Annotated in this window: 8 protein-coding genes; 4 read left to right on the forward strand and 4 right to left on the reverse strand. The window is 61.3% G+C overall.

The window, feature by feature from the left end; all coding sequences use genetic code 11:
- Window positions 1-252: 252 nt before the first annotated feature.
- The 4 genes from HWW83_RS20830 to HWW83_RS20845 all read left to right on the forward strand — a co-directional run bounded on the left by HWW83_RS20830 (window position 253) and on the right by HWW83_RS20845 (window position 8,926).
- On the forward strand, window positions 253-891 hold the full coding sequence (locus HWW83_RS20830; protein WP_033645365.1) for a TetR/AcrR family transcriptional regulator: 639 nt from the start codon (window positions 253-255) through the stop codon (window positions 889-891).
- A gap of 480 nt (window positions 892-1,371) precedes the next feature.
- On the forward strand, window positions 1,372-4,395 hold the full coding sequence (locus HWW83_RS20835) for an autotransporter serine protease (RefSeq protein ID WP_218035860.1): 3,024 nt from the start codon (window positions 1,372-1,374) through the stop codon (window positions 4,393-4,395).
- Between the two features lie 118 nt (window positions 4,396-4,513).
- Window positions 4,514-7,618, forward strand: a complete 3,105-nt coding sequence (locus HWW83_RS20840) for an autotransporter outer membrane beta-barrel domain-containing protein (protein ID WP_439794917.1) — start codon at window positions 4,514-4,516, stop codon at window positions 7,616-7,618.
- Between the two features lie 456 nt (window positions 7,619-8,074).
- Window positions 8,075-8,926 (forward strand): helix-turn-helix domain-containing protein, encoded by an 852-nt coding sequence (locus HWW83_RS20845; RefSeq protein WP_033645361.1) that lies wholly within the window; start codon window positions 8,075-8,077, stop codon window positions 8,924-8,926.
- On the opposite strand, the gene HWW83_RS20850 is transcribed toward HWW83_RS20845, so the two are convergent.
- The 4 genes from HWW83_RS20850 to HWW83_RS20865 form a co-directional block, all read right to left on the reverse strand.
- On the reverse strand, window positions 8,916-10,700 hold the full coding sequence (locus HWW83_RS20850; RefSeq protein ID WP_116286893.1) for an ATP-binding response regulator: 1,785 nt from the start codon (window positions 10,698-10,700) through the stop codon (window positions 8,916-8,918). The two genes, HWW83_RS20845 and HWW83_RS20850, sit on opposite strands and share 11 nt — an antisense overlap.
- On the reverse strand, window positions 10,697-11,191 hold the full coding sequence (locus HWW83_RS20855; protein WP_033645359.1) for a putative pterin-binding protein: 495 nt from the start codon (window positions 11,189-11,191) through the stop codon (window positions 10,697-10,699). The genes HWW83_RS20850 and HWW83_RS20855 overlap by 4 nt, the downstream gene beginning before the upstream one ends.
- 159 nt (window positions 11,192-11,350) lie before the next feature.
- Window positions 11,351-12,703 (reverse strand): glutathione-disulfide reductase, encoded by a 1,353-nt coding sequence (gene gorA / locus HWW83_RS20860; protein WP_033645358.1) that lies wholly within the window; start codon window positions 12,701-12,703, stop codon window positions 11,351-11,353.
- A 130-nt stretch (window positions 12,704-12,833) separates the two neighbouring features.
- A complete protein-coding gene (locus tag HWW83_RS20865) occupies window positions 12,834-13,676 on the reverse strand; it encodes a 23S rRNA (adenine(2030)-N(6))-methyltransferase RlmJ (protein WP_033636386.1) in 843 nt (280 codons plus the stop codon).
- Between the last annotated feature and the right edge of the window lie 121 nt (window positions 13,677-13,797).

Raw genomic sequence — 13,797 nt, forward strand, 5'->3', positions numbered from 1 at the left:
AGGTGTTTCTAATTTTTATTTAAAAATTAATGTATTATGTTTTTTTGGGTGCCCTGGTGTTGGCATTTAAATTAAATTGATTAATGTATTTATATAATGAGACGGCAGTATCATTTTTGCAAGGGCAGCTCAGTGCAAAATGGGACTCCTGTCTCATTTTTGAGCTTTTTGCGCGGCCAACCCTTTGTCGTCAACCTGTCGGCAGTGGCGTCTCGCCTGTCGCGCAAGCGTGTACAGATGTATGAGGTTTAAGTGCCGATAAATGCTTTTCCCACCCCGTCCGACCTTTCTCTGACCTCCGCCCGGGCGAAAACACATCGTTTGTTGCTGGCCAGCGCAATGACGCTGTATGGCGAGGGCGCGTTTCCATCGATCACCGATCTGGCGGCGCATGCGCAGGTATCGCGCGCGACCGCCTACCGCTATTTCCCGACCCAAAGCGCATTAATTACTGCGGTGGTGGCGGAAAGTCTGGGGCCTATTCTGGCGTGGCGCCCGCAGGACGATGATGCCCTGAAGCGCATCCAGCAGTTGCTGACGTTGGCCTATCCTCAGATGGAGCGACACGAAGGGGCGCTGCGCGCCGCATTGCAGCTCTCTTTGCAGCAGTGGGCGCACGCCACGCCGGGCGAAAAGTTCGTGCGCGGCAACCGCAAGCGGCTGCTGGCGCTGGCTGTAGAGCCGTTGCAGGGTAAACTGCCGCCAGATTCTTTACAGAGAGTGATTCATGCTTTCTCGCTGATTTACGGTTCTGAGGTGTTCCTGGTGCTGAAAGATATCTGGGGGCTGGAGCTTGAGGGTATCCAGGATGTCACGCAATGGATGGCCAAAGCCATCCTGCGTCAGGCGGAAGAGGATGCGATGAACAGCAAAAAAACATCAGCAGGATAATCCAATTTTTGCCGCTGCCTGAGTGAAAAACCAGCATAATTCACTGAGTAAATATTGGCAAAAGTTATAATTAAAAGTGATAAAAAGCGCCTGTTAAGCACTTTTCAGGCGACGTTTTCCTTGGTTGCCTTTTAATTAAATATCATTATTTATCATTGTATTAATTTAATTATCCCCCGCGAATAAATACCGCCTCAGCGCTGAGCGAGATCATTCTCTTTCCTTATCGTCCCCCGTCTGATTCATCCCTGAAACGTTCTCTCCGCCCACCGAACTGCCGAGTGACACATTAAGCGCACTTGAGATTGTTGTGCTTTATTTATTTGGTGTTACCAAACTGTTACACAAAAAATCTTATAAAACATTTGCAAACAACAACGGACGGTATCTGGGATGGAGAAGAAACTTAGAGGAGTCAAATCCGCTCGGGCGGCCTTCGGCTGGCCTGAAATCGGAGTTCATCGCGCACAATGGAGCGCGATGCTGATCTGCCTGACGGCGATCGGCGGCGCGCAGGCCTCCAGCTATATAGAGAACGGCAAAGCGGGCGATCCGGCCAGCTGGCGCAGCAGTGAGTTCAACGCGGAATGGGGGCTGGGGGCGATCCACGCCGACCAGGCCTACGCCACCGGTTATACCGGAAAAGGCATCAAACTTGGCATTTTCGATCAGCCGGTCTACGCCAAGCACCCGGAGTTTGCCGGTGAGAATAAGGTGATCAATCTGGTTACCGAAGGCATCCGCGAATACACCGATCCCTATATTCCGGTGAAAAAAGGCGACACTTTCCGCTATGACGGTACGCCGAGCGTGGACTCCGATGGCACGCTCGGTTCGCACGGTACCCACGTGGGCGGCATCGCCGCCGGCAGCCGCGACGGCGGCGCCATGCACGGCGTGGCGTTCAATGCGCAGATCATCAGTGCCGAAAACGGCGATCCCGGCCCGGAGGACGGCATCATCCTCGGCAACGACGGCGCGGTGTACCAGGCCGGTTGGGATGCGCTGGTGGCCAGCGGCGCGCGCATCATCAACAACAGCTGGGGCATCGGCATTACCGAAAAGTTTGATGAGGGGGGTTATGACCCGGCTTATCCGCATTTCACAGTAAACGATGCGCAAAAGCAGTTCGATCAGATCAAAACGATCCTGGGCACCAAGCCCGGCGGCGCCTATCAGGGCGCGATCGACGCGGCGCGCAGCGGCGTGGTCACCATCTTCGCCGCCGGTAACGACGGCAATCTGAATAACCCCGATGCCATGGCCGGCCTGGCCTATTTCGTGCCGGAGATTGCACCGAACTGGCTGTCGGTCGCCAGCTTGCAGGATCCCACCAATACCGGCGACTACAGCATCAGCACCTTCTCTTCCCGCTGCGGCTACACCGCCAGCTTCTGCGTTTCGGCGCCGGGCACACGGGTATACAGCTCGGTGATTGAAGGCACCAGCGTGGAGAATCTGACGACCGGCTACGCCAAATACAGCGGCACCTCGATGGCGGCGCCGCACGTGGCCGGCAGCGTTGCGGTGCTGATGGAGCGTTTCCCGTATCTGAATGGCGCGCAGGTGGCGGAAGTGCTGAAAACCACCGCCACCGACATGGGCGCGCCGGGCATCGACGCGCTCTACGGCTGGGGGATGATCAACCTGGGCAAAGCCATCAACGGTCCGGGCATGTTTTATACCGTCGAGGATATTCCGGCGGAGTTCCGCATCCCGGATCCGGCGGGGGTGGCTTACGGCCCGACCCAGTTCGTGGTGGATTTACCGGGCGTCGGCGCGGTGCTGGACAAGGGCAAACCGACCGAGCGCGTCTGCAGCGATGTGCTGTGCGGGCTGGACGTCTGGAGCAACGATATCTCCGGCCACGGCGGCCTGACCAAGCAGGGCATCGGCACCCTGGTGCTGACCGGTAACAACACCTATGCCGGCCCGACGCTGGTCAATCAGGGCCGACTGGCGATCAACGGCTCGGTCACCTCGGCCGTCAGCGTGCAGAACGGCGGTATCGTCGGCGGCAGCGGCACGGTCGGTTCGCTGACCGCCCGCCGCGGCGGCACCGTGGCGCCGGGCAACTCGATCGGCACCCTGAACGTGGCGGGCAACGTCAGCTTCGAACCGGGTTCGCGCTATGCGGTGGAAGTGGGGCCGAACGGCCAGAGCGATCGGATCCAGAGCAGCGGATCGGCGACGATCGGCGGCGGCGAGGTGGCGGTGACGCTGGAGAACAGCGCCAACCTGCTGACGCAAAGCGAGGTGCGCAGCCTGCTGGGCCAGCAGTACACCATCCTGAGCGCGCAGCAGGGGGTGAGCGGGCAGTTTGACGCGGTGGCGCCGAACTACCTGTTCCTCGGCACCGGGCTGAGCTACCAGCCGGCCGGGGTGACGCTGAGCGTCGGGCGCAACGGCACGAGCTTCGCCAGCGTGGCGCAGACGCCGAACGAGCGGGCGGTGGCGGCGGCGGCGGATGCGCTGGCGGCGGGCAACCCGGTGTACGAAAGCGTTCTTAACAGCGGTACGGCGGGCGAGGCGCGGCAGGCGTTCCGTCAGCTGTCGGGGCAAATCCATGCGGATATCGCGTCGGCGCTGGTGAACGACAGCCGCTACCTGCGTGAGGCGCTGAACGGGCGGCTGCGTCAGGCGGAAGGGCTGGCGAGCTCGTCGGCCATCAAGGCGGACGAGGACGGCGCCTGGGCGCAGCTGCTGGGGGCGTGGGACCACGCGTCGGGCGACGCCAACGCCACCGGCTATCAGGCCTCGACCTACGGGGTACTGGTGGGGCTGGACTCGGCGGCGGCGGCCGACTGGCGGCTGGGGGTGGCGACCGGCTACACCCGCACCTCGCTGCACGGCGGCTACGGGTCGAAGGCGGACAGCGACAACTACCACCTGGCGGCGTACGGCGACAAGCAGTTCGGGGCGCTGGCGCTGCGTGGCGGGGCGGGCTACACCTGGCACCGCATCGACACCAAACGGTCGGTGAACTACGGGATGCAGTCGGACCGTGACACGGCGAAGTACAGCGCGCGCACCGAACAGCTGTTCGCGGAAGCGGGCTACAGCGTGCAGGGCGAGTGGCTGAACCTGGAGCCGTTCGTCAACCTGGCGTACGTGAACTTCGAAAACAACGGCATCGCGGAAAGCGGCGGCGCGGCGGCGCTGCGCGGCGACAAGCAGCACACGGATGCGACGGTGTCGACGCTGGGGCTGCGTGCGGACACCGCGTGGCAGGTGACCCCGGGCACGACGGTGGCGCTGCGTAGCGAGCTGGGATGGCAACACCAGTACGGCGGGCTGGCGCGTGGCACCGGGCTGCGGTTCAACGGCGGCAACGCGCCGTTCGTGGTGGACAGCGTTCCGGTATCGCGTGACGGTATGGTGCTGAAGGCGGGGGCGGAAGTGGCGGTGAACGAAAACGCCTCGCTGTCGCTGGGCTACGGCGGGCTGCTGTCGCAGCACCATCAGGACAACAGCGTCAACGCCGGCTTCACCTGGCGTTTCTAAGCAACATCGACTCAATCCTTGTACGGGAACCGCCTGCGGGTGGTTCCTTTTTCACATCCTGCTAATGAGAACCCGGCGCACCTGGGGCGTCGGCCAATAACAAGCAAAAGGTAAGGAAATGACAACAACAATGGGTTTTGATAGCAAAGGAAACGTTCGTCGCTCGCCGTGGCGGCTGAATGCGCTGGTCTGCTGCATGGCGCTGGCAGGGTATGCGCAGGCGGCGCCGCACGAGGTGAATGGCCAACCCGGCGATCCGGCCAGCTGGCGCAGCGCTGAATTCAACGCCAACTGGGGGTTGGGGGCGATCCACGCCGATGAGGCCTACGCCGCCGGCTACACCGGCAAAGGGCAAAAGGTGGGCATTTTCGACACTCCGGTTAACCGCCATCCCGAATTCGCCGGCGACGGCAAACTGATCAACGTCGTCACCGAAGGCTACCGCGCCTATACCGATCCGCACCGGCCGGGAATTAACGCCGGCGATCGCTTTTACTTCGACGGCACCTTCCACTTCTACAGCGGTTCGCAGGGCATGCTGAGCAATCACGGGGTGCACGTCGCGGGGATCAGCGCGGCGAATCGCGACGGCGTCGGCATGCACGGCGTGGCCTTCGATTCGCAGGTGATCAGCGTCGATAATGACAACGACGGCCCGGCGTACGGCGAATTCCTCGGCCTGGACGGCGCCGTCACCAATGCCGGCTGGCAGGCGATGATCAAGAGCGGCGTGCGGGTGATCAACAACAGCTGGGGCGTCAGCATTCCCGATTTCCTGTCCGACGGCGGCCGCGATCCTAACGCGCTGCACTTTGAGCTGAAGGATGCGCAGGAGCAATTCGATCAGGTCAAGCCGCTGCTCGGTAGCCTGGCCGGCGCAGGCTATCAGGGCGCCATCGACGCGGCGCGCAAAAATATTCTGGTGCTGTTCGCCGCCGGTAACGACGGCAATTACAACCAACCGGATGTGATCAGCGGGCTGGCCTACTTCGTGCCGGACATCGCGCCGAACTGGCTGTCGGTCGCCAGCGTGGCGCAGGATGCGGCATCGGCCAACAGCGTGCCTTACACCATCAGCAGCTTCTCGTCCCGCTGCGGCTATACCGCCAGCTTCTGCGTCTCGTCGCCGGGCAGCAAAATCTACAGCACCGTGGCCAACGGTTCCGATCCGGCCAATCTGGTGTCGGACTACGGCAATAAAAACGGCACCTCGATGGCGACCCCGCACGTCACCGGCGCAGTGGCGGTGTTGCTGCAGCGTTTCCCGTACATGAACTCGGCGCAGATTGCCGACGTGCTGAAAACCACCGCCACCGACATGGGCGCGCCGGGCATCGACGCGCTCTACGGCTGGGGGATGATCAACCTGGGCAAGGCCATCAACGGCCCGGGCATGTTCTATACCGTCGAGGATATTCCCGCAGAGTTCCGCATCCCGGATCCGACGGGCGTGGCCTACGGCCCGACCCAGTTTGTCGTCAATATTCCGGGACTGGGCGCCGAGGTGGATGCCGGTACGTTGCATGCCAGGAAGTGTGACGATATCAGCTGTGAGTTGGACGTTTACTCCAATAACATCTCCGGCCACGGCGGCCTGACCAAGCAGGGTATCGGCACCCTGGTGCTGACCGGTAACAACACCTATTCCGGCCCGACGCTGGTCAATCAGGGGCGGCTGGCGATCAACGGCTCGGTCACCTCGGACGTCAGCGTGCAGAGCGGCGGCATCGTCGGCGGCAGCGGCACGGTCGGTTCGCTGACCGCCCGCCGCGGCGGCACCGTGGCGCCGGGCAACTCGATCGGCACCTTGAACGTGGCGGGCAACGTCAGCTTCGAGCCGGGTTCGCGCTACGCGGTGGAAGTGGGGCCGAACGGCCAGAGCGATCGGATCCAGAGCAGCGGATCGGCGACGATCGGCGGCGGCGAGGTGGCGGTGACGCTGGAGAACAGCGCCAACCTGCTGACGCAAAGCGAGGTGCGCAGCCTGCTGGGCCAGCAGTACACCATCCTGAGCGCGCAGCAGGGGGTGAGCGGGCAGTTTGACGCGGTGGCGCCGAACTACCTGTTCCTCGGCACCGGGCTGAGCTACCAGCCGGCCGGGGTGACGCTGAGCGTCGGGCGCAACGGCACGAGCTTCGCCAGCGTGGCGCAGACGCCGAACGAGCGGGCGGTGGCGGCGGCGGCGGATGCGCTGGCGGCGGGCAACCCGGTGTACGAAAGCGTTCTTAACAGCGGCACGGCGGGCGAGGCGCGGCAGGCGTTCCGTCAGCTTTCGGGGCAAATCCATGCGGATATCGCGTCGGCGCTGGTGAACGACAGCCGCTATCTGCGTGAGGCGCTGAACGGGCGTCTGCGTCAGGCGGAAGGGCTGGCGAGCTCGTCGGCCATCAAGGCGGACGAGGACGGCGCCTGGGCGCAGCTGCTGGGGGCGTGGGACCACGCGTCGGGCGACGCCAACGCCACCGGCTATCAGGCCTCGACCTACGGGGTACTGGTGGGGCTGGACTCGGCGGCGGCGGCCGACTGGCGGCTGGGGGTGGCGACCGGCTACACCCGCATCTCGCTGCACGGCGGCTACGGGTCGAAGGCGGACAGCGACAACTACCACCTGGCGGCGTACGGCGACAAGCAGTTCGGGGCGCTGGCGCTGCGTGGCGGGGCGGGCTACACCTGGCACCGCATCGACACCAAACGGTCGGTGAACTACGGGATGCAGTCGGACCGTGACACGGCGAAGTACAGCGCGCGCACCGAACAGCTGTTCGCGGAAGCGGGCTACAGCGTGCGGGGCGAGTGGCTGAACCTGGAGCCGTTCGTGAACCTGGCGTACGTGAACTTCGAAAACAACGGCATCGCGGAAAGCGGCGGCGCGGCGGCGCTGCGCGGCGACAAGCAGCATACCGACGCGACGGTGTCGACGCTGGGGCTGCGTGCGGACACCGCGTGGCAGGTGACCCCGGGCACGACGGTGGCGCTGCGCAGCGAGCTGGGGTGGCAACACCAGTACGGCGGGCTGGCGCGTGGCACCGGGCTGCGGTTCAACGGCGGCAACGCGCCGTTCGTGGTGGACAGCGTGCCGGTGTCGCGTGACGGCATGGTGCTGAAGGCGGGGGCGGAAGTGGCGGTGAACGAAAACGCCTCGCTGTCGCTGGGCTACGGCGGGCTGCTGTCGCAGCACCATCAGGACAACAGCGTCAACGCCGGCTTCACCTGGCGTTTCTGACGTTCAGCGGTCATTACAACGACAACGGAGCCGGCATGCCGGCTCCGTTTTTATTTGCGGCGGTGGGGGGAGAACGTATGATGGCGCGGCGTCAGGACAATAAAAAACCGGGACCCTGACGGATCCCGGCTCAAAAGTGGGTAAAACAGATTAGCGCTAAAGGCTCAAGCCCCGTTTTGCTTATGCAGTCCGAGCGATGTGGACATCGTCTCAGTAGCGGCAACGGAACAAATTTTCCCTGGTGTTACTATGGTTATTATTAAAAAACGTGCTGGTGTTGTTTTTTTATAGTGTATTGCTGTATGTCTCTTTTGATACCATGTTTGACGATGCAACATGGTATGTCAAGCAACGTTTTTAACGCATAATTGCATGGGATGCTAGTTTTAGATGTGGCTTTTTCAGCAGAAATAATCAAAACGACTGATAAATCAGTAAAAAAAATCGAAGGAACAAATGGATAACAATCACCAAAAATTCGATTCACAGTCGATTGCCAATCGGGTCAGAGAGCTGTTTTTACATTACGGGATTGGAAAACGTCAGCATGCCCGAGAGCTCAGCCGCATCTTGGATCTGAGTTTTTCACATGCGCACCGCAAATTGAAAGGGCAAAGCCCCTGGACGCTGGAACAGATCAACAGCGTCGCGGCCGCGCTCGGAGAAACGCCGGCGGCGATCGCCGATTTGAGCGCCGAACACGAGGCGGCCGAACCGAACATGGCGCGCGATGCCATCTTTTTTGTGGCAGGGGTCGCGATGCCTTGCGTCGGGCACATCGGCGACGAGCTTCCCGCCGGGCGGCCGGCGGAATTTGTGGCGCTGCGCATCGAGGGGCAATGGCATATCTATCGCGCCGATGAGGCGCCGGCAGGGCCGCGTTATGGCGTCGAGCTGATCGAAATCCGGCCCGGCTATGGCGACGACGAGCGTCTGAGCATTGCGGTATTGGACGATTCGCATCAGGCGGCCGATGAGTTGGCCAAGTATCTTGGCGGCTGCGGTTTCAACGCGGTGGCGTTTTACGACGTCGACAGCTTCTGTCAGGCGTTGCAGCAAAGCCTGTTCGACGGTTACGTGGTGGACTGGCTGATCGGTGAAGAAACGGCGGATCGCTGTATCGCCACCATCCGCGCCTCCGACAACCCGGACGCGCCGGTACTGGTGCTGACCGGTGAGCTGGGCACCGATCGACGCGAATCGGAAATCGCTCAGGCGATGCGCGAGTACGATGTGCTCGGCCCTTATGAAAAACCGGTGCGGCTCCATGTGATCGAAGCCGCACTGCAACGCTGTTTTAATCTTTAGCGGGGAACACCTCGGCCAGCGCGTTCGACAGCGCATCCAGCCGAACCGGCTTCATCAGGTAGTTGTCGAACAGCGCGCGCTGATCCGCCGTGAGTTGCTCCGGCGTGTAGGCGCTGATGCCGATGATCGGCACATGGCGGTTGGGGCCGCGACGATTGCGCAGCTGCCTGGCCAGGGCGGCGCCGTCGATGCCCGGCATCTGCAGATCCAGCAACAGCGCGTCATAAGGGCGCCTGAGCAGTTTCTGCAGCGCGCGCTCCGGCGAGTCGCACAGTTCGTGCTGGTAACCCAGCTTATCCAGCAACGCCGCAAAGGCGTCACCCACCGACTTGTTGTCATCCACCACCAGCACCTGCTGCGGTTTCTGCTGCAGAGAGGTATTGGCGGTGGCGGGCTCGTCGGCGCGTTCTTCTTCACTGATCTGCACCGGAATGCTGACGATAAAGGTGCTGCCCTTCTTGATTTCGCTGTACACCGTGATGGTGCCGTCGAGCAGCGTCACCAGGCCGTGCACGATCGCCAACCCCATCCCCACGCCGGCATATTGCTTGGTATGCGACTGATCCAACTGGGTAAAGGGTTTGAAGATCTGATCGAGCTGGTCTTTTTCGATACCGATGCCGGTGTCGGTCACTTCGATAATCAGCGAACTGCCGCCGGGTTGACGGCGCAGACAGCTGTGCAGCGTAATGCTGCCGCTTTCGGTGTATTTGTAGGCGTTGGTCAGCAGGTTGACGATAATCTGCCGGATGCGCAGCGGGTCGGAATGCACCAACAGGTGGCTGCACTCCACCTCGCAGCTTAGCTTGACCTGCTCTTTGCGGGTCAAAGTAGCGATTTCGTTGGCGGTCTCCGCGATCAGCTTCTGCGCGTCGAACGGCACGATGCGCAGCTCCATCATGCCGCTGTCGAGGTGCGCGTAGTCGGTCAGATCTTTCATTTGGCTTTCGATCTGCTGCGCGGCGGTCTCCAGCCGCTGGAAGGTGTCCGCATGCTCCGCCGATACCCGGGTATTCACCAGCACGTCGATGGCCGACATCACGCTCTGCAATGAGGTGCGCAGTTCGTGGCCGATGGCGCCGAGGAAGGCGTTTTTGGTGCGGGTCGCTTTCTCCGCCTCGATCGCCTTGGCCTGCTGGCGAATGGTCAGCCGCTGCTGACGGAACACGATCAGGGTGATGGCGATCAGCGCGATCACCGAGAACATGACAATCACCAGCCCATAGAAAATGATGTGCCGTTTCTCGATGTAGTCCTCATAGGCGGCGGTGCGCTGCTTCACCTCGGCGTGGTCGGTCAGGTTGGCCATTTCGATGGCGTAAGGCTTAATGGCCTTCATGGCCGCGAAAACCTGATTGAAGTCGATTTTCGGGTTATCCAGCAGTTTATCGATGCGATCCATCTGCAGGCGCATCTGCTTGACCACTTCCGGGTAGCCCGGCTCGGCGTACAGCGGTTGCGTGGATTCGGAGACGGTTTCCAGCACGTAAAAGCGCGAATAGAGGATTTCGAACCGCAGCCGCAGGTTGTCGTTGTCCACCTGCGGCGCGTGGCTCTGCTGCTCGACGAACGTGTCGAATTCCGCCAGCTTGATGGAGAACTTGGCGATCGACCAGGAGTAGTTCTCCTGCGTGCCGGCGATGGCATACAGCCCTTTCTTCGACAGGGTGGCGCTGTAGTAATAGAGCGTGACGGTCGAAGCCACCAGAAACAGCGCGGCGAAGATGGCCGGTATCGCCAGCCTGCTGCCGTTCTTAAAGGTCGTCAGCTTCATTTGATCACGATCCTGTCGACTTGCCAGATAAAGCGCGAGTTGTACAACGGCGAGTTCAGCTCAGGCCCGGCGGCGTCACGCGGGTAAACCAGGAACAGCGGGCCGAAGTTTCTGAGCTTCAGCATCTCCCCGTCCATCTTGTAGGCCAGGATCATGTTGTACTTCTTGACGTCGGACAACGGCACGTCGATGTAATAATCGTTCAGCGCGTAGAAGGTTAGCGTCTCGCCCTTGGCGCCGACGCGCTCCAGGATGTCGGCCACCGAAATCCCTTCAAACTTCCTCTGCGGCGTCCAGGAGGTGGAGGTCGTGATGCTGTGCACCGGCATCGCCAACAGCTGTTTATCGGTGAACAGATAGCTTTTTTTGACCGGATCGGTCACGTTGTCGATCTTGCCCGCCACTTCCAGGGTAAAGCTGAGCGCGCTGCTCTGGGCGATAATCAGGGCCACGCAGGCCATCGCAAGGGTTTTGCATAGTTTGAACAGCATCGGCGTTCTCCAGAGGCGCGGGGAGGTTTGTATCAGTCCCGCTAATTTATCAGGCAGAATAATGGCAGAAAAAGCAGGCGGGTGCGAAGGGAATAGTAAACCGCACAAAAAGAACAGGCCGGTATTTACCCCGGCCTGAGAGTGGGATAAACGTAGCGCTTAGCGCATGGTGACGAACTCTTCCGCCGCAGTCGGGTGGATAGCCACGGTGTTGTCGAAGTCCTTCTTGGTGGCGCCCATCTTCACCGCCACCGCGAAGCCCTGCAGGATCTCGTCCATGCCGAAGCCGATGCCGTGCAGGCCGACGATTTTCTCTTCTTTACCCGCGCACACCAGCTTCATGCGGCACGGCTGGCGGTGCTGCGTCACGGCGCTGTACATGGCGGTGAAGGAGGACTTGTACACCTTCACGTTGTCCGCGCCGAATTTCTCGATGGCTTCCGGCTCGGTCAGGCCGACGGTGCCGATCGGCGGGTGGCTGAACACCACGGTGGCGATGTTGCTGTAGTCCAGGTGCTCGTCCGGCTTGTTGTTGAACAGGCGCTCGGACAGGCGGCGGCCGGCGGCCACGGCGACCGGGGTCAGTTCTACCGCGCCGGTGTTGTCGCCCACCGCGTAGATGCCTTTGACGTTGGTGTTCTGGAACTTATCGACGTCGATGTAGCCTTTCTCATTGGTTTTCACCCCGGTCACGCCGAGGTTCAGGTTGTCGGTCGCCGGTTCGCGGCCGATGGCCCAAATCAGGCAGTCGACGGTGAATGCCTTGCCGTTTTCCAGCTGCAGCGTCAGGCTGCCGTCGGCGTTCTTGACGATCGCTTTCGGCACCGATTCGGTATGCAGGCTCGGCCCCTCGGTGTTCATCACTTCCACCAGGGTGTCGACGATCATCGGATCGAAGGTGCGCAGCGGCGCGTGCTTGCGCACGAACAGGTGCGTTTCCGCACCCAGCGCGTTCAGCACGCCGGCGATCTCCACGGCGATATAGCCGGCGCCCACCACGGCGACGCGTTTCGGCATGGCGTCCAGCTCAAAGAAACCGTCGGAGTCGATACCGTATTCCGCGCCCGGAATAGCCGGATGGCTCGGGCGGCCGCCGGTGGCGATCAGGATGTGGTCGGCGGTGATGGTTTCGCCGTTCACTTCCACGGTGTGCGCATCCACGAAGCGCGCGAACCCTTTGATCACGTCGACCTTGTTCTTGCCCAGCACGTTATCGTAGGAATTGTGGATGCGGTCGATATAGGCGGTGCGGTTGGCGACCAGCTTTTTCCAGTCGAAGGCGTTGACGGTGGTGTCGAAGCCGTAGTCCGGGCCGTACTGATGGATGGCCTCGGCGATCTGCGCCGCGTGCCACATGACTTTTTTCGGTACACAACCCACGTTTACACAGGTGCCGCCCAGTTCTTTGGCTTCAATCAGCGCACACTTTTGGCCGTACATGGCTGCCCGGTTGATCGATGCGATACCGCCGCTGCCGCCGCCAATTGCTAGATAATCGTAATGTTTCGTCATCTGGGATTTCCATGAGTTGTGAATTTGAAGAGGGTAAGAGTTTAACGCCTGACCGGGGTTTGTCGCAAAGATTGCGTCGATGGCTGCGATAGGCGGACGCAGGGCGCGGCAAAGCGCGCCCTGCCGGGGATTATTCCGGTACCACCCAGTTGACCAGATGGTGGCCGATGCCCGACGGCACCAGCACCTTGTGCAGCCACGGCAGCACGTTTTTCATCTGCTGTTCCAGCTTCCACGGCGGGTTGATGACGATCATGCCGGAAGCGGTCATGCCGCGCTGATCGCTGTCGGGTTTTACCGCCAGCTCGATCTGCAGGATGCGGCGAATGCCGGTGGCTTCCAGATCGCGCAGCATGCGTTTGATCTGCTGGCGCATCACCACCGGGTACCACAGCGCGTAGGTGCCGGTGGCGAAACGCTTGTAGCCTTCCTGAATGCCTTTGACCACGTCCTGGTAATCGGTCTTCATTTCATACGGCGGGTCCATCAGGATCAGGCCGCGGCGCGACGGTGGCGGCAGCTGGGATTTCAGCTGCTGATAGCCGTCGGCGCGCTGCACTTTGGCGCGCTCGTCTTTCTGGAACTCGCTGCGCAGCAGCGGGTAATCGCTCGGGTGCAGCTCGGTCAGGTGAATTTTATCCTGAGGGCGCAGCAGCTGGCGGGCGATCAGCGGCGAACCGGGGTAGTAGCGCAGCGTGCCGGAACGGTTGAAGTTGTGCACCACGCTCATGTAGGCCGCCAGCTCCTCGGGCAGATCGTCGCGTTGCCACAGCAAGCCGATGCCTTCCAGGTATTCGCCGGTGCGCTCGGCGTGTTCGCCGCTGAGCTGATAACGGCCCGCGCCCGAGTGGGTATCCAGATACAGGAACGGCTTCTCTTTTTCCTTCAGCGACTCGATGATCAGGCTCTGAACGGTGTGTTTGAGCACGTCGGCGTGGTTGCCGGCGTGGAAACTGTGGCGATAACTTAACATGACGGGTGGCGGTTCCTTGTGCTCCGCAGACGGAGCATTCAATGCAATAAGGCTTATAATCTGCACAGTATAAACTGTCTGGCCGGGAAAAACCGGACTCCGTTGCCGCAGACGTTAACAG

This window comes from Serratia ureilytica, assembly GCF_013375155.1.
In the GTDB taxonomy this organism is placed as follows: Bacteria; Pseudomonadota; Gammaproteobacteria; order Enterobacterales; family Enterobacteriaceae; genus Serratia; species Serratia ureilytica.

Excerpts from the sequence above, each read along its gene's own strand:
- gorA (WP_033645358.1), bottom strand. The coding sequence starts at position 12,703 with ATGACGAAACATTACGATTATCTAGCAATTGGCGGCGGCAGCGGCGGT.
- HWW83_RS20835 (WP_218035860.1), top strand. The coding sequence starts at position 1,372 with ATGCTGATCTGCCTGACGGCGATCGGCGGCGCGCAGGCCTCCAGCTAT.
- HWW83_RS20865 (WP_033636386.1), bottom strand. The coding sequence starts at position 13,676 with ATGTTAAGTTATCGCCACAGTTTCCACGCCGGCAACCACGCCGACGTG.
- HWW83_RS20840 (WP_439794917.1), top strand. The coding sequence starts at position 4,514 with ATGACAACAACAATGGGTTTTGATAGCAAAGGAAACGTTCGTCGCTCG.
- HWW83_RS20845 (WP_033645361.1), top strand. The coding sequence starts at position 8,075 with ATGGATAACAATCACCAAAAATTCGATTCACAGTCGATTGCCAATCGG.
- HWW83_RS20850 (WP_116286893.1), bottom strand. The coding sequence starts at position 10,700 with ATGAAGCTGACGACCTTTAAGAACGGCAGCAGGCTGGCGATACCGGCC.
- HWW83_RS20855 (WP_033645359.1), bottom strand. The coding sequence starts at position 11,191 with ATGCTGTTCAAACTATGCAAAACCCTTGCGATGGCCTGCGTGGCCCTG.